Here is a 19,895-nt window from a genome sequence, read left to right as displayed (position 1 = left end):
GGGCTCGGATCGCATCAGGGAAGCGGCACGTTGGCCTGATCCACACAGAGATCGCGGCTCATCACCACGGCGTCCGTCCGAGACCCGTCGGCTTGCGTATAATAGGCCTTTCGACGGCCGATCTGACGGAATCCTGCGCGGTCATAAAGGGCGCGGGCGGGGGTGTTGTCCTCGGCGACTTCGAGGAACAGTCGCGCGGCGCCGGCCTGCGTCGCGACGACCGCGCCCTCTTCGACCAAACGACGGCCCAGGCCGAGGCGGCGGGCCGTCGGAATGACCGCCAGCGTCAGGATTTCAGCCTCGTCCAGCACGACGCGGATCAGGATAAAGCCGTCGGGTTCCTGGATCGCAAGGACACCGGGCTGGGACAGCAGGTCGGCGAACTCGCGCGCGCTCCAGGGGGCCGCAAAGGCCTGGGCATGAAGGGCGGCGAGGGCGACCGGGTCCGATGCGGTCATGACGCCGGTTGACGGGGCTGGCCCGGCAGGCGGCTGGGCGGGGTGGCGTCGGGCGCGCGCAGGTAGAGCGGACGCGGCGGATGCGTCGCCGGATCGGCGACGGCGGCGAGGCGAGCCAAGGCTTCCGGCGATGGGGCAACGCGGTCGTCGATATTGGCGAACTTCAGGTTGGAGAAGGCCTCCGCAAGCACTGCTGCGCCATTGCCGACCAGAGCGACGTCAGGACCGGTATCGGCGACCCGTCGCGCCGCCTCTTCCAGAGAAAGTGCTTCGTCTGGACCAAGCGCTGCGCCGCTCGTGAACAGCCGAGCGTAAACCTGGCCCCGTCGCGCGTCGATCAGGGCTGCAACCGGCCCTGTCGCCTCCTCCAGCGAGGCGGCGAGGGCGTCCAGGGCGGAGATGCCGACCACGGGCCGATCCAGCGCCGCGCCCAGTCCCTGGGCGAAGGCCAGACCGACACGCAGGCCTGTGAACGATCCCGGCCCGACGGTGACGCCGATCCGGTCCAGGCTGTCGAAGCCGTCGCCCGCTTGCGCCATCACATCGCGAACCAGGCCGCCCAAACGTTCCTGATGGCCCTTGGTCATCGGTTCGAACCGCACGGCCAGGGGGCGGCCGTCCTGGAACACCGCCGCCGTGCAGGCGCCGAGCGCCGTATCGATCACCAGAAGTCTCATGAAGGGCCTTCTAGGCCGCTCTGGCGAGAACCTCCACCAGCCGTGTCAGGGCCTGGCGCACTGCGCGGTCGTCGATGCGGGAAAATCCGTCGGCCATGGCGCGTCCCTCGATCGTCGCGGCCAGAGACTTGATCACCACAAGTTCGGGGTCGTCGCTCGCTTTTGGCCGATCCGGAAAGAAGGCTTCGACGGGAAGTCCCAAGGCGAGGGCCAGGCGGTGCAGACGCGCCGCCGAGATGCGATTCTTTCCGCCTTCGTATTTCTGAAGTTGCTGGCAACTGACGCCGACCATTTCGCCGAGAGCCGTTTGTGACAGGCCCAGCGCGGTGCGTCGCGCCATGATTCGCGCGCCGACCAGAACATCCAGAGGCTCGACCGCGCGGGCCGTCTTGCGTGTTTTAGCGTCCGCCTTGTCCATAAGAGGACAGTTTCACAACCTTACCGAGAGTGCAACTTTTTCGTTTCATCGCTCCAGTCGGGCGACGATGGCGGACGTTCTGACGACCAAGCGGCGGTCGATGGTCTCGGCCTTGTCGAGCCCACCCGCGCCACGAACGTGCATCTCTTGATCGCTGGCCCGCTCGAATAATCGCACCCGCGTCGATCCGTCCGTCATCTCGATCACACAGCCTTGGCCTTGTCGAGGCCACAGATCCGGTTCGTATTCCAACTGCACGCCGGGTTCGGCCCAGGGCGACAGGTTTTCGTTGCGGACCTTGATGCGTTTCAAACCGGCCGGTCGGCCTTCAAAGGTGCGCCCTCGGCCTTGCACGCCTGTTGGATCAGATGTCTCCGGCGGTTCGGCCTTACCGGACACCAGCAAGGCCAGGGCGTCTGGACTGGCGTCCAGCGCGCTGGTCAGGCGACGTTGCACATCGGGTCGGAACAGACCGGGACGCCGGCCGGATTCATAAAGACCCCACCCCTGGCTGGTCATGTTCAGGCGCGCGCCCGCTTCGGCCTGCGAGAGACCGCGCTCGCGACGCAAGGCGGCGAGGGCTTCGCCGAGGCGGAGAACTTCAGGGTCGGGAACGAAGCGTGGCACCAACTTAAGATGACGCCCGACGGCCTGTCTGGCGAGACGAAACCGTCGAAACGATCAGATCGTCTGCTCGACCCGCGTCACTTCCGGCACATAGTGGCGCATCATCTGCTCGACGCCGGCCTTCAGCGTGGCCGACGACGACGGGCAGCCGGCGCAGGCGCCGCGCATCCGCAGATTCAATACGCCGGTCGATTCGTCGAAGGAATCGAACAGGATGTCGCCGCCGTCCTGGGCCACGGCCGGGCGGATGCGGCTGTCCAAGAGGGCCTTGATCTCGGCGACGATCTCGCTGTCGTCCTCGGCATGGCCGTCGGTCTCGGCGCTCGCGCCGCGCGTCAGCGGCTGGCCCGAGACGAAATGATCCATGACGACGCCCAGGATGGGCGCCTTCATCTCCGACCACTCCGGCCCCTGGGGTTGCCGGGTCACGGACACATAGTCGGCGCCGAAGAAGACGCCGTCGACGCCTTCCAACTCGAACAGGGCCTCGGCCAGGGGCGAGGCCGTCGCCTCGTCGATGGTGCGGTACTCCAGCGCGGCGGCCGGCGACACGTCGCGGCCGGGCAGGAATTTCAGCACGTTCGGATTGGGCGTGGGTTCGGTCTGGATGAACATGGGCGGGAGATGCGCTCGCCCCCGCCCCGTTGCAAGACCCGCGCGGAACCTAGCGCCGTTTCAACCCGCCCAGCAGGCCGCGCATCAGCTCGCGGGTCAGGGTCGATCCGGCGGTGCGAAGGACCGATTTGGTCATGGCTTCGATCGGTGTTTCGCGCGTGGAACGGCGGGCCGGGGTCGCTGTCGCGCGCGCGGCCCGCGCATCGGCCTGAGCCTGCGCCTTGGCTTGGGCCTGGGCCGCTTTCTCATCGGCCTTGGCCTGAAGCTGAGCGGCCTTGTCGGCCTCGACCTGGGCCTTCGCCTGAGCCGCTGCCTGATCGGCGGCGCCGTGGCGGTTGGCCAGGATTTCGGCGGCGGATTCGCGGTTCAGAACCTGATCGTAGAGGCCACGCACGGGACTGGCGGCCATGATCGCGGCGCGCTCGGCGTCGGTTGCGGGGCCCAGGCGCGAGGCGGGCGGGCGGATCTTGGTGCGGGCCACGATGGTCGGCGCGCCCTTTTCGTCCAGCACCGAGACCAGGGCCTCGCCCACGCCCAGACCCTGGATGGCCTCGGCGGTATCGAAGGCGGCGTTGACGCGGAAGCTTTGCGAGGCGGCCTTCAGCCCCTTTTGTTCCGACGGCGTATAGGCGCGAAGGGCGTGCTGGATGCGGTTGCCCAACTGGGCCAGGACGCTGTCGGGAATGTCGGCCGGGTTCTGGGTGACGAAATAGACGCCCACACCCTTGGAACGGATCAGGCGGACGACCTGTTCGACCTTTTCCAAGAGGGCGCGCGGGGCGTCGTTGAACAGCAGGTGAGCCTCGTCGAAGAAGAAGACCAGGCGCGGCTTTTCCGGGTCGCCGACCTCCGGCAGTTGTTCGAACAGTTCGGACAGCAGCCACAGCAGGAAGGCCGCATAGAGGCGCGGGCTGTTCATCAGTCGGGTCGAATCCAGCACATTGACCTGGCCCCGCCCGTCCAGGCCGACGCGGATCATGTCTTCCAGCTTCAGCGCCGGTTCGCCAAAGAAGGCGTCGCCGCCCTGTTGCTCGACCTGCAGCAGTGAGCGCTGGATGGCGGCGATGGAGGCGGGGGCCACATTGCCGACCTCGCGCCCGATCCGCTCGGCGTTCTCGCCGACATAGACCAGCAAGCTGCGCAGATCGTCGAGGTCCAGCAGCAGCAGGCCCTCCTTGTCAGCGACGTGGAAGACGACGGTCAGAACGCCCTCCTGCACGTCGTTCAGGTTCAACATCCGCGCCATCAGCACCGGGCCGATCTCGGACACGGTGGTGCGGATCGGGTGGCCCTTCTGACCGTACAGGTCCCAGAAGACGGTCGGCGCAGCGCGGGGCGTCAGGGTCAGGCCCATCTCGGTCGCGCGGGCCAACAGCTTCTCGTTCGGGGTTCCGACCTGGGAAATGCCCGACAGGTCGCCCTTCACGTCGGCGCAGAAGACCGGCACCCCGGCGTCGGAAAAGCCTTGGGCCATGATCTGAAGCGTGACCGTCTTGCCCGTTCCGGTCGCGCCGGCGACGACGCCGTGGCGGTTGGCGCGATTGAACAGCAGGCTTTCCGGCTGGTCGGCGTCGGACTGGCCGAGGAACAGGCCGGGCAGGGCGTCGGTCATGAAGGTCTCCGATGACGTCTCGAAGAAAGGTCTAGCGCGTTCCAAACGCGGTCGGAACAGTGATTGACGCCGAAGCCGGGCGGTTCGACAACACAGGCATGAAAAGCCCCGTCGCCATGCCGTCCTCGGCCGTGTCCCGCAACGCCCTGGGCGTCATCGCCACGGTGGCGGCGGGGGCGGCGGTCTATTGGTTACGGGACATCCTGACCCCGCTGGCCATGGCCATCTTCCTGCTGATCATGATCGACGGCGTGAAGCGGTTGGTCGAGGCGCGCACGCCGCTGAACCACCGATGGGCCGGGATCGCGGCCTTGACCCTGGTGGTGCTGGCCTTCTTCGCCTCTATCGCCATCATCGTGAACGGCGCGGCTGGCTTCTTCGGCGAGGCGTCGGGCGTGTCCCAGAACATCGGCCCGCGCATCGATCAGATCATTCGCGACGTTTATGGCGTCGTGCGACTGGCCAATCCGCCGACGGCTCAGGACCTGATCAACGGCATCGACGTGCGCGGCTATCTGACGTCGATGGCCTTCCAAGTGCAAGGCATCGCCTCGGGCGCCTTCTTCGTCCTCATCTATCTGGGCTTTCTCCTGGCGTCGCAGGTCGGGTTCCGGCGCAAGATCATCGCCATGTTCCCGTCCGAGGCCCAGCGCGACGAGGCTGTCGCCGTGTTCCAGCGCGTGCGCGGCGGGGTCGAGGGCTATATATGGGTTCAGTCGGTGACGGGGGTGATGATCTGCGTCGTCGCCTGGATCCTGATGCGGGCGGTCGGGCTTCAGAACGCCGAGTTCTGGACCTTCGTCATCTTCATCGTCGGCTTCATCCCCGTGCTGGGCGGGGCGGTCGCAGGCCTGGCGCCGCCGCTGTTCGCCCTGGTCCAGTTCGAGAGCTACTGGCCCGCCGCGATCCTTCTGGTCGGATTGCAGGTCATCCTGTTCGTCGTCGGCAACTTCATCCAGCCGCGCATGCAGGGCGAGAACCAGAACATCGATCCGGTCGTGGTGCTGCTGGCCCTGGCCTTCTGGGGCAAGATGTGGGGCGTGATCGGCATGTTCCTGTCCACGCCGCTTGCGGTGATGGCCATGGCGATCCTGGCCGAGTTTAAGGGCTCGCGCTGGATGGCGATCCTGCTCTCCGGCGACGGCGAACCTTATGCGGACGAGGACAAGAAGCCCGCCAAGTCGAAATCGACCCGGCGCAAACCCGAGCCTGAACCCGAGCCCGCGCCGGAGGCCTGATCAGGGCTGCCAGCCGCTGATCTGGTCCGCATCGCTGTCGCCGGCCAGGGCGCCGCGCGTCTTCTTCACCTCGGCCCAGGCGGCGCGAAGCAGGGCGGCGACGCCCTCGCCCGACACGCCGGACACCAGCATGGGACGGCGACCGGCGACGGCCTCCAGTTCGGCCGCCTTCTCTTCGCGCGCTTCCGGCGTCAGGGCGTCGATCTTGTTCAGCGCCAGGATCTCGGCCTTGTCGGCCAGGCCCTCGCCATAGGCTTCAAGCTCTCCACGAATGATCCGGTAGGCCTCGGCCACATCGTCCTGGGTGCCGTCGATCAGGTGGATCAGGCTGGCCGAGCGTTCGACGTGACCCAGGAAGCGCGTGCCCAGCCCTGCGCCCTCGCTCGCGCCCTCGATCAGGCCGGGAATGTCGGCGATGACGAACCGTTCGGACGGCGACAGGTCCACCATCCCCAGGTTCGGCGCCAGGGTGGTGAACGGATAGTCGGCGATCTTGGGCTTGGCGGCGCTGGCGGCCGACAGGAAGGTCGACTTGCCCGCATTCGGCAGGCCCGCCAGACCGATATCGGCGATCAGCTTCAGCCGCAGCCAGATCCAGCGTTCCTGACCGTCCTGGCCAGGGTTGGCGTAGGTCGGCGCCTGGTTGGTCGGCCCCTTGAAGCGCACATTGCCCCAGCCGCCGTTGCCGCCCTTAAGCAGCAGCTCCATCTTGCCGGGCGCATCCATGTCCAGCAGGACCGTTTCCTTGTCCTCGTCCAGAACCTGGGTGCCGACGGGCACCTTCAGGTGGATGTCGTCGCCCTTGCCGCCGTGCATCTGGCGCCCTTGGCCGTGGTGGCCGGTCTGGGCCTTGAAATGCTGCTGGTAGCGATAGTCGATCAGGGTGTTCAGCCCATCGACCGACTCGATCCAGACATCGCCGCCGCGCCCGCCGTCGCCGCCGTCCGGGCCGCCGTTGGGGATGAACTTCTCGCGTCGGAACGACACGGAACCGCCGCCGCCATTGCCGGAGCGGATGTAGATTTTGGCCTGGTCGAGGAACTTCATCGCGGGCTTATGCCAAAAGACGACGGCGAGGGCGAGGCGCCGCGTAATTCATAGGTCATTAAGCGACGCCACCCAGACTCTTCGCCCATGAACGTCTCGTCCGCCAGCGCCATGGTCAATGTCCTGAACGAGGGCCGGGTCCAGCGCGAGAAGGCGGCGGACGAGCGATCCGCCGCCCGGCTGCGTGACGCCAGGTCGGCGGTGGCGACGTTGAAACAGATGAACACCAACGCCTCGGACCAGAAGAAGGCCGCCGCCAAACAGCGGGTGAATCAGCTCAAGGCCCGGCTGCAGATGCTGAAGATGAGCAGTCCCGTCGATCCCAAGGTGCTGGCCCAGTTGGCGCGCGAACTGAAATCGGCGGTCAGCAGCTATGCCGGGGCGGGCGGGTCCGCCGGCGATCTGGGCGTGACGGCGACACCCGCCGCCTCGACCCCGTCGGCCGATGTGGGCGCGGCGCAGGTCGAGGCAGGGGACGCCGCCGCTACGGCCCAAGCTGTCGCGACAGAACAGGCGGACGAGCCAAAACAGGACGAGGCCGGATCGCCCGACAATCCCTACCAGCGCATGGCGCAGGACGCCGAGGTCAAGCTGGCCGATGCGTCACGTCGCGGCGTGTCCAGCCAGGCTGACAGGGACTTCCTGACCGACGTTCGCGGCCTCGCCAATCAGATCAAGGCCATGGCCAAACAGGCGTTCGCTTCCAAGGCCGATCCGGTCGAACGGCGCGACGCCGAGACGGCGGAGAAGGCCGCCGCTGATGCACTCAAGGCCGTCGATGATGCGAGCAAAAACCTGAACGTCGGCGGGATTTCCCTGACGGTCTGATCACCGCAGCGCCAGGGTCACCGTCTTGATGTCCACATATTCGTCGATGCCGTGGATCGAGCCCTCGCGGCCATAGCCCGATTGCTTGACCCCGCCGAACGGGGCGACGGCGGTGGAGATCAGGCCGGTGTTGACCCCGCACATACCCGCCTCGATCCGGCGCGAAAACCGCATGGCGCGGTCCAGGTCGCGCGTGAACAGATAAGAGGCGAGGCCGTAGTCGCTGGCGTTGGCCTTCTCCAGAACCTCATCCTCGGTGTCGAAGGCGAAGACGGGGATCATCGGGCCGAACGTCTCCTCCTCGCGGAACAGTGCGTCGTTCCCGCCCAGGGTCACGGTCGGCTGGAAGAAGCGGCCGCCCAGCTCATGGCGCGATCCACCGGTGAGAACCCGGCCGCCGTCGGCCTTGATCGCCGCGACATGTTTCTCGACCTTGTCGATCGCCTTGTCCTCGATCAGAGGCCCGACCTTCACGCCGTCTTCGAAGGCGTTCCCGACCACGATCTTCGCGACCTCGGCGGCCAGTTTCTCGGCATAGGTCTCGGCGACCGACCGTTCTACATAGACACGGTTGGGACAGACGCAGGTCTGGCCCGAGTTCCTGAACTTGCCCTTGATGGTCTCGGCGACGGCCAAATCCAGATCGGCGTCGGCGAAGACGATCAGGGGGGCGGCGCCGCCCAACTCCATCGACACCCGCTTCAAGGTCGGGGCGCATTGTTCCGCCAGCTTGCGGCCCACGCCGGTCGAGCCGGTGAACGACAGTTTGCGGATCAAGGGGCTGTCGGTCAGCACCTTGCCGATGGTCGCGGCGTCGCCCGTGACGATGGACAGGGCGCCCTTGGGCAGACCGGCCTGATAGGCCAGTTCGGCCAGGGCGATGGCGGTGAAGGGGGTCTGGCTGGCCGGCTTGACCACGGCGGTGCAGCCGGCGGCGAAAGCGGGGCCCAGCTTGCGGGTCAGCATGGCCGCGGGGAAGTTCCATGGCGTGATCAGGGCGCACGGCCCGACCGCCTCGCGATAGGTCAGGATCAGATGGCCCAGCGGACTGTCCTGGGTCTCGCCGATCAAGCGTTCGGCCTGGCCCGCGAACCATTTCAGGAAGCCGTTGGCGTATGTCACTTCGCCTTTGGCCTCGTCGAACGGCTTGCCGTTCTCCAGCGCCATCAGCGCGCCCAGCCCCTCGACATTGTCGTCGATCAGCGCGGCCCATTTGCGCAGGAAGGCGGCGCGCTCATGAGGATCGGAGCGGGACCAGGTCTTGAACGCCTCGGCCGCCGCCGCGATCGCCCGTTCGGTTTCGGCGGCGCCCAGGTCGGGGACATGGCCGATGACTTCGCCGGTCGCCGGATCATCGACGGCGATGCCTGCACCGTTCGCAAGGATGGGCTCTCCGGCGATCAAGGCGTGCTGGCGCAGCAGCGCAAGGCCGGCGTGGCGGGCGGTGTGGTTCACGAGAGAAGCTCCTGTCACGGTCCTGAAACGAACAAGGCCCCGACGATGCGGGGCCTTGCAAGTCCGACGATGCAGCCGAGGCTGCGGCCGTCGATTAGTTCTTGGCGTCTTGGGCGGCGCCGGTCACGGCTTGGCCGGCGGCTTGGGTATCGCGGCCCACGCCTTCGACGGTATTGCAGGCGGCGGTGGTCAGGGCGGCGGCGGCGGCGACCAGAACGAAAATCTTGCGCATGAGTGAAGCTCCGAGGTTAGCCGGGGTGAAACTCCGCCGGTCTTGCCACATCAACGCGACGCCACGGCTCCGGTTCCGTTGCTGGACGCCTTGTCCGCCGGATCGACCGGCGCCAGGGCTTCGGGCGTGGCGAAGGTCATGCGGGCGATGGTGCCGCCGCCGGGGGGCGTGATGAAATCGGTCTCTCCCCGCAACTGTTTGGCGAACGCGCTCATCAGGGTGCGGCCCACGCCGACCTCTGCGCCGGCAGGGGCGCCGGGGCCATTATCCTCGACCTCCAGAACCGAGCTGTCGCCATGGACGCGGAACCGGACCTTCAGCTCGCCGCCGCTGCCGGCGAAGGCGTGCTTCTGTGCGTTGGTCACCGCTTCGACCAGCCACAGCGCCAGGGGCGCCAGCTTGTCGGGATCGACGTGCAGGGAATCGGCGTCCACCGAACTGAGCACCACTGGGCCGCGTCCTGCCTCGCTGGAGACAAGCTGGCCCACCAGTTCGTTCAGGAATTCGCGCGCATCGGCATGGCGGATGTCGTTGCTCTGGTAGAGGGTGCGATAGATCAGGGCCAAAGCCGATATCCGCTGGCGCGTGTCGCCCAGCGCCGCCTTGGCGGGGGCGTCGGTCAGGGCGCGCTGCTGCATCGACAGCAGGGAAGAGATGATCTGAAGGTTGTTCTTCACCCGGTGGTGGATCTCGCGCATCAGCGCGTCCTTCTCCGCCAGGGCGTCGGTCAGCTCCCGATCTCGAACCGTGATGGCCTCGGCCATTTCGTCCAGGGTGCGGGCCATGGTGCGGATTTCGGCCGGAGCGTTCATCGCCTGCAACGGCCGCACCGAGAACCGCCCGCGCGCATAGATGGCCGCGACCCGCTCCAGATAGTCCAGCCAGCGGATGAAGATGCGCTCGGACAGCAACATCACCGCCGCGAACGCCGTCAGCCATGCGCCCAGGGGCAGCAGCAGCGTCCCGATAGGATTGAGCCGCGCCCAGGACAGCAGGCCAGGCGCCGGCGCCGACAGCAGGGCGTAGAGATCGCCGCCCGCCAGCGCCGCGCCGGCATAGTCGCGCCGGTGGTTCTGAACATCCTTGGCCTCGAACACGGCCGAACCCTGGTCGCGCGCACGGGCGACCCATCCAGCGATGTCGTCGCCGTCGGCCAGCTTGAAGACATCGGGGTCACTGGCGGTCAGGATACGCCCCGCGCCGTCGGTCAGGGCGGCCTCGGCGCCCGAGGGCAGGGCGGGGTCGCCGATGTCGGGTTGCAGAGCGGACAGAGGAATGACGGCGACCATGGCTCCGTCGAACCGACCCATCGGCCGCTCGGCGCGGGTCGCCACGATCAGCGCGCCCTGATAGCCCGCGCCATCCGGCGCGCGCACCACGACAAGTTCCTCCCCATTGCGCAGACGCTGGAACCATGTGGCCTGTGCGGCGGGGGCCACGCCGGAACGCAGCCCGTCCGTGCGGCCCGAGGCGCAGACCGCCTCGCCGGTCGGGCTGATGCGATAAAGGCCTTCATAGCCTTCCAGCCGCCCGACGAGGGCCGTCAAGCGCGGCGCGCAATAGGGCCCGAGCGCATCGGGACTGAGCGCGCGCAGCAGAACCTGGGCGCTGTCCAACTGGGCCTTGGCGCTGGAGGCGCTGCGCTCGGCGGCCAGTTGCAGATCGACCTGTCGATCCTCGGCCTGTCGGCGGAAATCCGCCTGGGTCTGGATCAGGCTGAGGACGAAGATCGGCAGCAGGGCCATGGCCATGGCCGCGCCCAGCCGAAAGCGAATGCCCTGAAACCGGTCCGTATTCCACGTGCGACCGAGGCGCGGCCTTGAGGCGTCTCTGGTCGTCTCATTCACCGCAGGTCAGCTCCGGGCGCCGGCCAGCCTGTCGGCCTCGCCCAGGATGGAGCGCATGGCGTCGCCCGCCGCCTTGCCGTCGCGGCCATAGCCGCCCTTTTCCAGCGTGGCCGCAAGCGCGCGGCGCGCCCGGCTGACGCGGCTCTTCACCGTGCCGACCGCACAGCCGCAGATTTCGGCCGCTTCTTCGTAGGCGAAGCCGCCGGCGCCGACCAGGATCAGCGCTTCACGCTGTTCTTCGGGCAGGGTCTTCAGCGCCTGACGCAGTTCGTCCAGGGCGACGGGCGCCTCGGGATCGTCCACAGCGACCAGGGTCCGCTCGGCGGCTTCCTGATCGAGTTGCGACTGACGCCACGAGCGACGCTTCTCGGAATAGAACTGGTTGCGCAGGATCATGAAGGTCCAGGCCTTCATGTTCGTGCCCATCTGATAGGAGGCGCGCGCGTCCCACGCCTTCATCATGGCGTCCTGCGCCAGGTCGTCGGCAGCGGTCGGATCACCGGTCAGGGTGCGGGCGAAAGCGCGCAGATGTGGGATCAGCACCACCAGCTCGCGCTTGAAGCCTTCGTCGTCGGCCGAGGCGGGCTTGGGGGCGGCCCCCAGGCGAGACGTACTCATGCGGCGCCATCCGCCGCCTTGGCGTCGGCGCGCTTGAGGATATCGAGAAACTCGTCGGGGACGGGTTCGTTGACGACCTCGTCGAACATATGCCGCAGCTTTACGCCAATGGCCTGCTGGCGAAGCCGAGCTTCTTCAAGCCCCGCCTCCCCCTTGTTGTCGGCGCCCTTGGCGCGCGAGGAGTCGGTAGAATCAATCATAGACAGAACACGCCCACCCAACGTTCTTCGCAGAGATGCCCGCCGATAACGTCATCGTCCCCCTAGGGTTCCTGTGTGACGCAGATTTTAAGCTCAAGCTTTGTCCAAACTGCGGAACCGTGATGCGTATGATACGTTTAGGCTCGCTGTAGCGCTTTCCCTTGGCGGGATTGCGGAGATTTGTCGGGGACTATCTGAATGAGCCTTCTGGCCAGACTTGCGCCGCACCTGCCTTATGTGCGCCGTTACGCCCGGGCGCTGACCGGCGACCAATCCACCGGCGACAACTACGTCCGCGTCGCCCTTGAAGCCCTGGCGGCCGGTGAGCAGCAGTTGTCGGCCGACATGACGCCGCGCGTGGCCCTGTATCACGTCTTCCACGCCATCTGGTCGTCCACCGGCGCCCAGCTCGAAACCGGCACGCTGGAGACCACGGGCAACGACGCATCGCAGCGTCTGCTGCGTATCGCGCCGCGCTCGCGTCAGGCCTTCCTGCTGACCGCGCTCGAAGGCTTCACGCCTTCGGAAGCCGCCCAGATATTGTCCGCCGATCCGCGCGACGTCGAACGCCTGATCGCCGACGCCCAATCCGACATCGACGCCGAACTGGCGACGGACGTGCTGGTGATCGAGGACGAGGCCATCATCTCGGCCGACATCCAGAGTCTGGTCAAGGAACTGGGTCACCGCGTGACCGGCACCGCCACAACGCATGACGAAGCCATCGACGCCGTCGCCCGCCACAAGCCGGGTCTGGTGTTGGCGGACATCCAGCTGGCCGACGGGTCGTCCGGCATCGACGCCGTCAAGGACATCCTCAAGACCATGGACGTGCCGGTGATCTTCATCACCGCCTTCCCGGAACGCCTGCTGACCGGCGAGCGTCCCGAGCCGACCTTCCTGATCACCAAGCCGTTCCAGCCGGAAACGGTGAAGGCGGCGATCAGCCAGGCGCTGTTCTTCCATCCTTCGCGTCAGAAGGAAGCGGCGTAGGGCCGCAGTTCGTCTTTGAGACGACAGAGGCCCCGTTCGCATCCGCGACGGGGCCTTATCTTTTGCGCCTACAGGAAAAGTCGCAACCGCCGGGAACCCGTGTTCAGTCTCGTCGTTATCGGGATGCGGAGGCGGCGACGCCCCCCGACTTGATCAGCGATAGCCGATCATGCCGCCTCCGCGCCTCATTCTCGATGATGCCACTTCAAAGCGGTCCGCAAGGGCCGCTTTTTTCTTGGTCATGGCTCGACCGCCGCGCGCGCTGGGGCCAAGGTGGTGGTCAAAGAAAACCCACGGGAGAGACGCGCATGGCCTCGACGAATGGCAAGACGAACCGACAATGGGTGCTGCGCCAGCGGCCCAAGGGTCTGATCCAGCCCGGCGACCTCGAACTGGTCGAGACGGCCATTCCCGATCTGAAGGAAAACGAGGTGTTGGTCCGCACCGTTTACCTGTCGCTGGACCCCACCAACCGGACCTGGATGAACGATTCCGAAGGCTATCTGCCGCCGGTGGGCCTGGGTGAGGTGATGCGCGGCCTGACCCTGGGCGTGGTCGAGGCCTCGCGGTCCAGCCGTTTCAAGTCCGGCGACGTGGTCATGCCGACCTCGGGCGGCTGGGCCGACTACGCCGTCGTGCCGGAAGGCGGCCTTCGCCCCGTTCACCGCGCGCCGGGCCTGCCGCTGACGGCCAATATGTCGGTGCTCGGCATGACCGGCCTGACCGCCTATTTCGGCGTCACAGACGTGCTGAAGGCCAAGGAAGGCGAGACAATCGTCATCTCGGCGGCGGCGGGCGCCGTCGGCTCCATCGCCGGTCAGGTGGCCAAACAGCGCGGTTGTCGCGTCATCGGCATCGCGGGCGGACCCGAAAAATGCGCTTGGCTGACCGACGAACTCGGGTTCGACGCCGCCATCGACTACAAGAACGAGGATGTGGGCGAGGCGCTGGACCGTCTGGCTCCCGACGGCGTCGACCTGAACTTCGAGAACGTCGGCGGCGACATCATGATCGCCGTCTTCAACCGTCTGAAGGTCCATGGCCGGATGGCGGTCTGCGGCCTGGTGTCCTCCTACAATGCGACCAAGGCGCCGCCGTCGCCCAACTTCGCGCGCATCATCACCCACCGTCTTCAGGTCCAGGGCTTCCTGGTCCTGGACTATGCCCCGCGCGCCCGCGAGATGGTCGCCGAGATGGGGCCGTGGCTGGCGGACGGACGGGTGAAGTGGAAGGTTCACGTCGATGACGGCCTGGACGGCGCGGTGGATTCGCTGAACCGCTTGTTCACCGGCGATCACGACGGCAAGCTGCTGGTTCGCGTTTCCGAAGAACCCGCCTGAAGCCGATACGGAAAGTCCCGCCCATGAGCGATCCGCTGCATGTCCATTTCGAAGACCTGGAAGTGGGTCAGGTCGTGCCGCTGGGCGCCTGCGCCGTCGACCAGGCGGCGCTGGACGTCTTCATCGAGCGGTTCTCGCCGGGGTGGGACGTGGCCTACGGCGCGCCGGACGCCATGGTCTATGTCCTGTGGAGCCGTCTGGCGGCCGACAAGTCCGGAGGCTGGGCCCAGACTAAGGTCCTGGCCGTCGATGGCCTGCGCTACATGCGCAATCCCCCGGCCGGCGAACTGCTGCGCGGGCGGATGACGGTGATGGGCAAGGATCCGGTCGGCGACGAAAAGGGCATCGTCATCGCTTCGCACGACCTGCTGGACGAATCCGGGCGGCTGGTCTTCTCCTGCCTGACACGGGCGCTGTTCTCGCGGCGTTGAGTCCACGAAAAACCCCGCCGGCGGAACCGGCGGGGCTGATCGTCTTGCAGCGTCGTCGGCTTAGTTGACGGTCGTCGGCGCCTGGCGCAGCACGGCCAGGGCGATCAGGCGATCCCAACCGACCAGCGACACCAGGTGGGCGTAGATCTGGCCCAGGGCGCCGTTGTCACGCAGCTCGACCAGCTTCTCGGCGGGCAGGGCGCGCAGCTTGTCTTCCGACACCGCATAATATTCGGCCAGTTTCTGCGGCTCACCGGGCGTGCCATCGGGGTTGCGCGGCGTGAAGTGGGCCTCGCGGATGTCCAGCAGGTCCAGCTCGTTGATCAGCGTCATGAAGCCTTCGGTGCGCAGACGCTCCTGCTCGAAGTTGTTGCAGAACTCCATCGCCATATTGGTGTAGTCGCTGGGCTGGCCATCGACGAACAGCGGGTTCTGGCCGCCCTCGGCGACGATCGAGGCGCCGCGGTCGATGCACAGGATCAGGCGCTGGTTCTGCTTGTCGTCAGCGAAGACGAACGGATAGCGGCGCACATAGGCCGGCACATAGGCGTCGGCGCGGAACTCGCCGTCGTCGGCGACGAACAGGTTCTCGTTCGAGCGCAGACCCATCACGGCCACCGGCTGGCGGTTCTCGCCGGTGAAGATAATCGGATAGGATAGGGCGGCGGCCGAGAATTCGGTCACCGTCAGCGGCACGACATTCGTCTGGGCCACAAAGGCGTAGGGCTTGTCTGTCGGGTTGACGCCCAGGCCGCCGTGGATGCCCTGATCGAGCGGCTCGGGGTTGACGTAGAAGAGGACGTTGCCTTCGAGCGGCGAGTTGTTCGTGTCGGTCATGAAGCGAGGACGCTCTGATTGGGGATATGAGGCGCGCCTTCTAGCCCAACCCTGCGCAACCGGCAAACCCGCGATGCGTCGGTTGCGGTAGGGGGCGCCAGCCATTAGCTGTGGCGCATGGGTTCCGCCTGCGATCACGATCACGACCATTCCGGCCTGAACGGCGGCGCGCTGGATCGCGCCCTGGCGGCGGCCGAGGCGCGCGCCGTCCAGCGAGGCGAGCGCATGACCGCCCAGCGCCGCCGGGTTCTGGCCCTGCTGCTGGAAACGGGCGAGCCGGTGAAGGCCTATGACCTGATCGCGCGCTTCGGCGAGGACGGGCAGGCCGCTAAGCCGCCGACCGTCTATCGTGCGCTGGAGTTTCTGGAGCGATTGGGCATGGCCCACCGCATCGCCTCGATCAGCGCCTACGTCGCCTGCACAGACGACGGCGACGCCGCCCATGCCGCCGCCTTCCTGATCTGCGACTGCTGCGGGGCAACGCGAGAGGTCAGCGGCCCGGATCAGAGCGCCATGAACGCCGCCGCCGCCGCTGCGGGCTACGCCATCGCCCGCACCACCATCGAGGCGCACGGCCGTTGCGCCGCGTGCCGCGAGGCGGCTTGAGCATGGATGCGGCGCTGATGTCTCCCCCTCGGCGCCTGTCCGTCCCCATCGACAACCGTTGGGGCGCCGGCGAGATGGCGGTGCTGGATTTCGGCGATCCCAAACGCCCGGTCGATCTGATCTTCTCCCACGCCAACGGTTTCAACGCCGCCACCTACCGCAGCCTGCTGTCGCCCCTGTCGGCGTCGTTGAGGATTTGGGCGCCCGATCTGCGCGGGCATGGTCGCTCGACCCTGCCGGTCTTCACCCGTCCCAAGACAAGCTGGCTGGATCACCGCGACGACCTGTTGGCCCTGCTCAAGGCCATCGACGGTCCACCGGTGGTTATGGCCGGCCATTCGATGGGCGGCACGGCCTCGCTGATGGCGGCGGCCATGCAGCCGGAGCGCGTCTCCAGCCTGGTGTTGTTCGACCCGGTGATCTGGAAACGCTCGGCGGTGTTCGCCTTCAACCTGCCCTTCGCCCACCGGCTGATGGGCGCCATCCCCATCGCCAAGGCGACCCTGCGTCGCCGCAGCCTGTTCGACAGCCGCGAGCAGGCCATGGCCGCCTATCGCGGGCGCGGCGCCTTCAAGGGCTGGCCCGACATGGTCCTGGCAGACTATCTGTCGGAAGGCCTGAGTGAGCAAAAAGGCGAGGGGGAGGGCGGCTTGAACCTCAGCGCCACCCCGGCCTGGGAGGCGGCCAACTATTCGGCCCAGGCGCACGACCCCTGGCGGGCGCTGCGGCGCTATCCGGGGCCGGTGCGCATCCTGAAGGCCGAACACGGCGCCCTGACCCATGTGCCGGTCACGCCTCGCGGCCTGCCCAACGTCACGGTCGAGGTCGTATCCGGCGGCGGCCACCTGTTCCCCATGACCCACGCCGACATCGCGCGCGACGCCCTGTTCGACGCCGCGGTTTGAGAATGATTTCTGTAGGCTGAACAAACACCCGCGCTATAAGGGCGCCGCTGAGCAAAACTCCCTCGCCGCCCGAGACGCCGCTTGTCCTTCTTCCACGCCGGTCCCGCGCCTAAAGGCGCCGGCCCCCGATCCGGGGCGCTGCGCGATGGCCTGACCCTGGCGCCGGGCATGAAGGTCGGCCTGTTCGGCGGCTCCTTCAATCCGGCCCACGACGGCCATGCCCATGTCGCCGAGACCGCCATGCGTCGCCTCGGTCTGGACCGCGTCGTCTGGCTGGTCTCGCCGCAGAACCCGTTGAAGGAGGCCCGCCAAAGCGCGCCGCTGGACGAGCGCATGGCCTCGGCCCGCCAGCAAGCGCGCGGTCCGTCGATGATCGTTTCGGACTTCGAGACCCGCGCCGGCGTCGCCTGGACCGTGGACACCCTGCGCCTGCTGGTCGCGCGGCATCCCGGCGTGCACTTCGTCTGGCTGATGGGATCGGACAATCTGGCCAGCTTCCATCGCTGGAGAGGCTGGACCGACATCATGCGGCTGATGCCCGTGGCGGTGATCGCCCGACCTGGTTCGCTGCTGGACAGCCGCACTGCGCCGGCCGCCGCCCGCTTCGCCGGTTTCCGCATTCCGGCCCAGCAAGCCGGCCTGCTGCCCACGCTTGAAGCGCCGGCCTGGACCTATCTGACGGCGCCGCTCAATCCCCTGTCCTCGACCGCGATCAGGAGTTCGACGGGGCGACGCGCGGCCTCGTGATCGCCCGATGATTCGGGCGCCGGTTCACGTTGCGGCCCATCCGTGCTAGAGGGCTTCTTTAGTCAACGCTCCCGGAGCCCTCCGCTGACCCCCTCGCCCGCGTATGATACGCAAGACGCCGCCGTCTCGAACACGGCGCACGAGATGGACGCTATCGAACCTCTCCATTCCGAAGACGGCTTTGAATCCGACGCCTCCCCGCGCGGCTTCGACGATTCCGCTCCGCGCCCCGTCGGCGCAACTCCGCTTGAAGAAGCCATCCTGAGCCGCCTCGACGAGGACAAGGCCCAGGACATGGTCCTGATCGACCTCAAGGGCAAAAGCGCCATGGCCGACACCATGATCGTGGCGTCCGGCCGTTCGCACCGTCACGTCGGCGCCATCGCCGACCACCTGTTGCGCACGCTCAAGGAAAACGGTCTGGGCAAGGCCAAGGTCGAAGGCCTGCCGCATTGCGACTGGGTCCTGATCGACGCCGGCGACGTGATCGTGCACCTGTTCCGCCCGGAAGTGCGCACCTTCTACAATATCGAGAAGATTTGGGCCGTCGATTCCGCCCACCGCATGGTCCGCGACTAAGACCGTGAAGCTGAGCATCGTCGCCATCGGCCGACCGGGCCGGGGGCCTGAGGCGACGCTCGCCGACGACTACGCCAAGCGCGCCACCCTGTCGGGACGCGCGCTTGGCCTAGGTCCCCTCGAACTGATCGATCTTGAGGCCCGAAAGCCCGGCAAGGCGCCGGAGGCCGAGCTGATCCTGGCCGCCGCAGAGGGCGCGCACCTGATCGCCTGCGACGAACGGGGAAAAACCTACTCCTCGCGCGCCTTCGCCGACCACATCGCCAAGTTGAGGGATCAGGGCGAGCGCCGTCTGGTCTTCGCCATTGGCGGGGCGGACGGACTGGACGAAAGCGTGCGCGCCGCCGCGTCCTCGACCCTGGCCTTCGGTCCCCAGACCTGGCCCCACGCCCTGGCGCGCGCCATGCTGGCGGAACAGCTATATCGGGCCGTGACCATCCTGGCCGGATCGCCCTATCATCGCGACTGACATGCGTCGCGCCATTCCCCTATCGCTAGCCCTGCTGACGGGTTTCGTCTGCGCCGTGCCCGCCGTCGGCAGGCAGGCGCCCGAAAGCGAGCTGTCGCGCATCCAGGCCGAATACCGCGACGAGACGGTGCGGGCGCGCCGCCTGCGCGCCGACGCCGACGCCGCCAAGTCCGAACTGGCCCAGTTGGAGCGCCGCCTGGCTTTGCTGCGCGCCGACGAGCAGACCGGCGACCGCCAGATCGACGATCAGCGCGCCCGGCTGCAGCAACTGACCGAACGCGAGGCCGAACTTGTCACCGACCTGGCCCGCGAACGCGGCGCCCAGGGCCGTCTGCTCAGCGCGCTTCAGATGATGAGCCGCCGCCCGCCGCCGCCCCTGCTGGTCCCCGCCGACAAGGCCATCGACACGGTGCGCGCCTCGATCCTGCTCAAGGCCATGACGCCGGACCTGGAAAATCGCGCCAAGGCCCTGGGCGCGCGTCAGGCCGAGATCATGCGCATCCGTCGCCTCGCCGTCCTGTCCTCCGAACGGCTGCTGACGACCGAGAGCGAGCAGGGCGACCGACGGGGCGAGATCGAGGGTCTGACGTCGCGCAAGACCGCCCTGACCGCCGTCCTGAACGCCGAGGCCCGCGCCGCCGAACGCGCCGCCGCCGTGCTGGAACGCCGCATCCGTGAACTGGGCGGGGCCGTGCCGACCACCCAGGCGGCGGAAACCCCCACGGCCCGCCTGCCCGCCGGCCGCGCCCGCCTCAGTCCGCCCCTCTCCGGCGCCCCCAGCCAGACCTGGGGCGCCGGGACTTCCGGCTGGCGCTGGCGCGCCGACCGGGCGGCCGTGACGGCCCCCGCCGACGCCAAGGTCGCCTATGCCGGGCCGCTGACCGGATGGGGCAATGTGGTGGTGCTTGATCTCGGCCCCGGTTGGCGCGCTGTCATCGCCGGACTGGACAGCGTGGATGTGGGATCGGACGTCCGTGTGTCGGACGGCCAGACTCTGGGGCGCAGCGGCCCGGACGGCGACATCTATTTCGAGCTTCGTCGCGACGAACGGCCCATCGATCCGGGACCATGGTTGCAGTGAACCTGCAATAGTCCTTTGCATTCTCGTCTGACGCT

24 protein-coding genes are annotated in these 19,895 nt (G+C 67.5%); 11 read left to right on the top strand and 13 right to left on the bottom strand.

All coding sequences use genetic code 11. The features are described 5' to 3' along the window. Positions 1-14: 14 nt before the first annotated feature. The 6 genes from rimI to CHRYSEO8AT_RS05470 are packed head-to-tail and all read right to left on the bottom strand — an operon-like array spanning position 15 to position 4,407. Positions 15-458 carry a ribosomal protein S18-alanine N-acetyltransferase gene (rimI, locus tag CHRYSEO8AT_RS05495; protein ID WP_159847365.1) on the bottom strand — a complete coding sequence of 148 codons (444 nt, stop codon included), beginning with the start codon at positions 456-458 and terminating at the stop codon, positions 15-17. Continuing rightward, positions 455-1,135: a tRNA (adenosine(37)-N6)-threonylcarbamoyltransferase complex dimerization subunit type 1 TsaB gene (gene tsaB, locus CHRYSEO8AT_RS05490; RefSeq protein WP_159847362.1), complete on the bottom strand. Its 681-nt coding sequence runs from the start codon at positions 1,133-1,135 to the stop codon at positions 455-457. The genes rimI and tsaB overlap by 4 nt, the downstream gene beginning before the upstream one ends. 10 nt (positions 1,136-1,145) lie before the next feature. Beyond that, positions 1,146-1,553: a helix-turn-helix domain-containing protein gene (locus CHRYSEO8AT_RS05485; RefSeq protein ID WP_159847359.1), complete on the bottom strand. Its 408-nt coding sequence runs from the start codon at positions 1,551-1,553 to the stop codon at positions 1,146-1,148. A gap of 45 nt (positions 1,554-1,598) precedes the next feature. Then, positions 1,599-2,180, bottom strand: a complete 582-nt coding sequence (locus CHRYSEO8AT_RS05480; RefSeq protein ID WP_159847356.1) for a helix-turn-helix transcriptional regulator — start codon at positions 2,178-2,180, stop codon at positions 1,599-1,601. Positions 2,181-2,234: 54 nt separating this feature from the next. Then, the gene (locus CHRYSEO8AT_RS05475; protein WP_159847353.1) at positions 2,235-2,795 is read right to left on the bottom strand and encodes a NifU family protein; all 561 of its coding nucleotides are present in this window, start codon (positions 2,793-2,795) and stop codon (positions 2,235-2,237) included. A gap of 49 nt (positions 2,796-2,844) precedes the next feature. Beyond that, complete coding sequence (locus tag CHRYSEO8AT_RS05470; protein ID WP_159847350.1) at positions 2,845-4,407, bottom strand: helicase HerA-like domain-containing protein; 1,563 nt, start codon at positions 4,405-4,407, stop codon at positions 2,845-2,847. A 59-nt stretch (positions 4,408-4,466) separates the two neighbouring features. Between CHRYSEO8AT_RS05470 and CHRYSEO8AT_RS05465 the strand changes: the two genes are divergently transcribed. Further along, positions 4,467-5,645: an AI-2E family transporter gene (locus CHRYSEO8AT_RS05465; RefSeq protein ID WP_236547435.1), complete on the top strand. Its 1,179-nt coding sequence runs from the start codon at positions 4,467-4,469 to the stop codon at positions 5,643-5,645. On the opposite strand, the gene obgE is transcribed toward CHRYSEO8AT_RS05465, so the two are convergent. After that, positions 5,646-6,692, bottom strand: coding sequence for a GTPase ObgE (gene obgE, locus CHRYSEO8AT_RS05460; RefSeq protein ID WP_159847347.1), 1,047 nt, complete (start codon positions 6,690-6,692; stop codon positions 5,646-5,648). A gap of 87 nt (positions 6,693-6,779) precedes the next feature. On the opposite strand from obgE, the gene CHRYSEO8AT_RS05455 reads away from it, so the two are divergent. After that, positions 6,780-7,520 carry a hypothetical protein gene (locus tag CHRYSEO8AT_RS05455; protein ID WP_159847342.1) on the top strand — a complete coding sequence of 247 codons (741 nt, stop codon included), beginning with the start codon at positions 6,780-6,782 and terminating at the stop codon, positions 7,518-7,520. On the opposite strand, the gene CHRYSEO8AT_RS05450 is transcribed toward CHRYSEO8AT_RS05455, so the two are convergent. The 5 genes from CHRYSEO8AT_RS05450 to CHRYSEO8AT_RS05430 all read right to left on the bottom strand — a co-directional run bounded on the left by CHRYSEO8AT_RS05450 (position 7,521) and on the right by CHRYSEO8AT_RS05430 (position 11,872). Beyond that, entirely contained in the window at positions 7,521-8,975 is a 1,455-nt protein-coding gene (locus CHRYSEO8AT_RS05450) for an NAD-dependent succinate-semialdehyde dehydrogenase (RefSeq protein WP_159847339.1), read from the bottom strand. Positions 8,976-9,069: 94 nt separating this feature from the next. Further along, positions 9,070-9,207, bottom strand: coding sequence for an entericidin A/B family lipoprotein (locus CHRYSEO8AT_RS05445; protein ID WP_017505506.1), 138 nt, complete (start codon positions 9,205-9,207; stop codon positions 9,070-9,072). Between the two features lie 50 nt (positions 9,208-9,257). Then, positions 9,258-10,958, bottom strand: a complete 1,701-nt coding sequence (locus CHRYSEO8AT_RS05440) for a sensor histidine kinase (RefSeq protein ID WP_159847336.1) — start codon at positions 10,956-10,958, stop codon at positions 9,258-9,260. A 102-nt stretch (positions 10,959-11,060) separates the two neighbouring features. Then, complete coding sequence (locus CHRYSEO8AT_RS05435) at positions 11,061-11,672, bottom strand: sigma-70 family RNA polymerase sigma factor (RefSeq protein WP_135194501.1); 612 nt, start codon at positions 11,670-11,672, stop codon at positions 11,061-11,063. Then, complete coding sequence (locus CHRYSEO8AT_RS05430; protein WP_159847333.1) at positions 11,669-11,872, bottom strand: NepR family anti-sigma factor; 204 nt, start codon at positions 11,870-11,872, stop codon at positions 11,669-11,671. Before CHRYSEO8AT_RS05430 ends, CHRYSEO8AT_RS05435 begins: the two co-directional genes overlap by 4 nt. A gap of 198 nt (positions 11,873-12,070) precedes the next feature. On the opposite strand from CHRYSEO8AT_RS05430, the gene CHRYSEO8AT_RS05425 reads away from it, so the two are divergent. The 3 genes from CHRYSEO8AT_RS05425 (at position 12,071) to CHRYSEO8AT_RS05415 (ending at position 14,636) form a co-directional block, all read left to right on the top strand. Continuing rightward, the gene (locus CHRYSEO8AT_RS05425; protein WP_159847330.1) at positions 12,071-12,865 is read left to right on the top strand and encodes a response regulator; all 795 of its coding nucleotides are present in this window, start codon (positions 12,071-12,073) and stop codon (positions 12,863-12,865) included. 308 nt (positions 12,866-13,173) lie between these two features. Then, positions 13,174-14,205, top strand: a complete 1,032-nt coding sequence (locus tag CHRYSEO8AT_RS05420) for an NADP-dependent oxidoreductase (RefSeq protein ID WP_159847327.1) — start codon at positions 13,174-13,176, stop codon at positions 14,203-14,205. A 23-nt stretch (positions 14,206-14,228) separates the two neighbouring features. Next, positions 14,229-14,636: an acyl dehydratase gene (locus tag CHRYSEO8AT_RS05415; protein ID WP_135194505.1), complete on the top strand. Its 408-nt coding sequence runs from the start codon at positions 14,229-14,231 to the stop codon at positions 14,634-14,636. Positions 14,637-14,696: 60 nt separating this feature from the next. Here CHRYSEO8AT_RS05415 and CHRYSEO8AT_RS05410 read toward each other — a convergent pair whose 3' ends face one another. Continuing rightward, entirely contained in the window at positions 14,697-15,473 is a 777-nt protein-coding gene (locus CHRYSEO8AT_RS05410; protein WP_159847324.1) for a SapC family protein, read from the bottom strand. Between the two features lie 117 nt (positions 15,474-15,590). On the opposite strand from CHRYSEO8AT_RS05410, the gene CHRYSEO8AT_RS05405 reads away from it, so the two are divergent. From CHRYSEO8AT_RS05405 to CHRYSEO8AT_RS05380, 6 genes are all read left to right on the top strand, one after another. Then, positions 15,591-16,079 carry a Fur family transcriptional regulator gene (locus CHRYSEO8AT_RS05405; protein WP_135194507.1) on the top strand — a complete coding sequence of 163 codons (489 nt, stop codon included), beginning with the start codon at positions 15,591-15,593 and terminating at the stop codon, positions 16,077-16,079. A 17-nt stretch (positions 16,080-16,096) separates the two neighbouring features. After that, entirely contained in the window at positions 16,097-16,984 is an 888-nt protein-coding gene (locus CHRYSEO8AT_RS05400) for an alpha/beta fold hydrolase (protein ID WP_236547434.1), read from the top strand. 81 nt (positions 16,985-17,065) lie between these two features. Then, positions 17,066-17,731: a nicotinate-nucleotide adenylyltransferase gene (locus CHRYSEO8AT_RS05395; RefSeq protein ID WP_201304369.1), complete on the top strand. Its 666-nt coding sequence runs from the start codon at positions 17,066-17,068 to the stop codon at positions 17,729-17,731. Positions 17,732-17,875: 144 nt separating this feature from the next. After that, positions 17,876-18,310 (top strand): ribosome silencing factor, encoded by a 435-nt coding sequence (gene rsfS / locus CHRYSEO8AT_RS05390; protein WP_159847318.1) that lies wholly within the window; start codon positions 17,876-17,878, stop codon positions 18,308-18,310. Between the two features lie 4 nt (positions 18,311-18,314). Then, a complete protein-coding gene (rlmH, locus tag CHRYSEO8AT_RS05385) occupies positions 18,315-18,779 on the top strand; it encodes a 23S rRNA (pseudouridine(1915)-N(3))-methyltransferase RlmH (protein ID WP_159847314.1) in 465 nt (154 codons plus the stop codon). Between the two features lies 1 nt (position 18,780). Beyond that, positions 18,781-19,860 carry a murein hydrolase activator EnvC gene (locus CHRYSEO8AT_RS05380; protein WP_159847311.1) on the top strand — a complete coding sequence of 360 codons (1,080 nt, stop codon included), beginning with the start codon at positions 18,781-18,783 and terminating at the stop codon, positions 19,858-19,860. Positions 19,861-19,895: the final 35 nt, after the last annotated feature.

It is taken from the genome of Brevundimonas sp. G8 (assembly GCF_902506205.1).
Classification (GTDB): Bacteria; Pseudomonadota; Alphaproteobacteria; order Caulobacterales; family Caulobacteraceae; genus Brevundimonas.
Note: the sequence above shows the minus strand (reverse complement) of the source record. Positions and strands in the feature narration are given on the sequence as shown.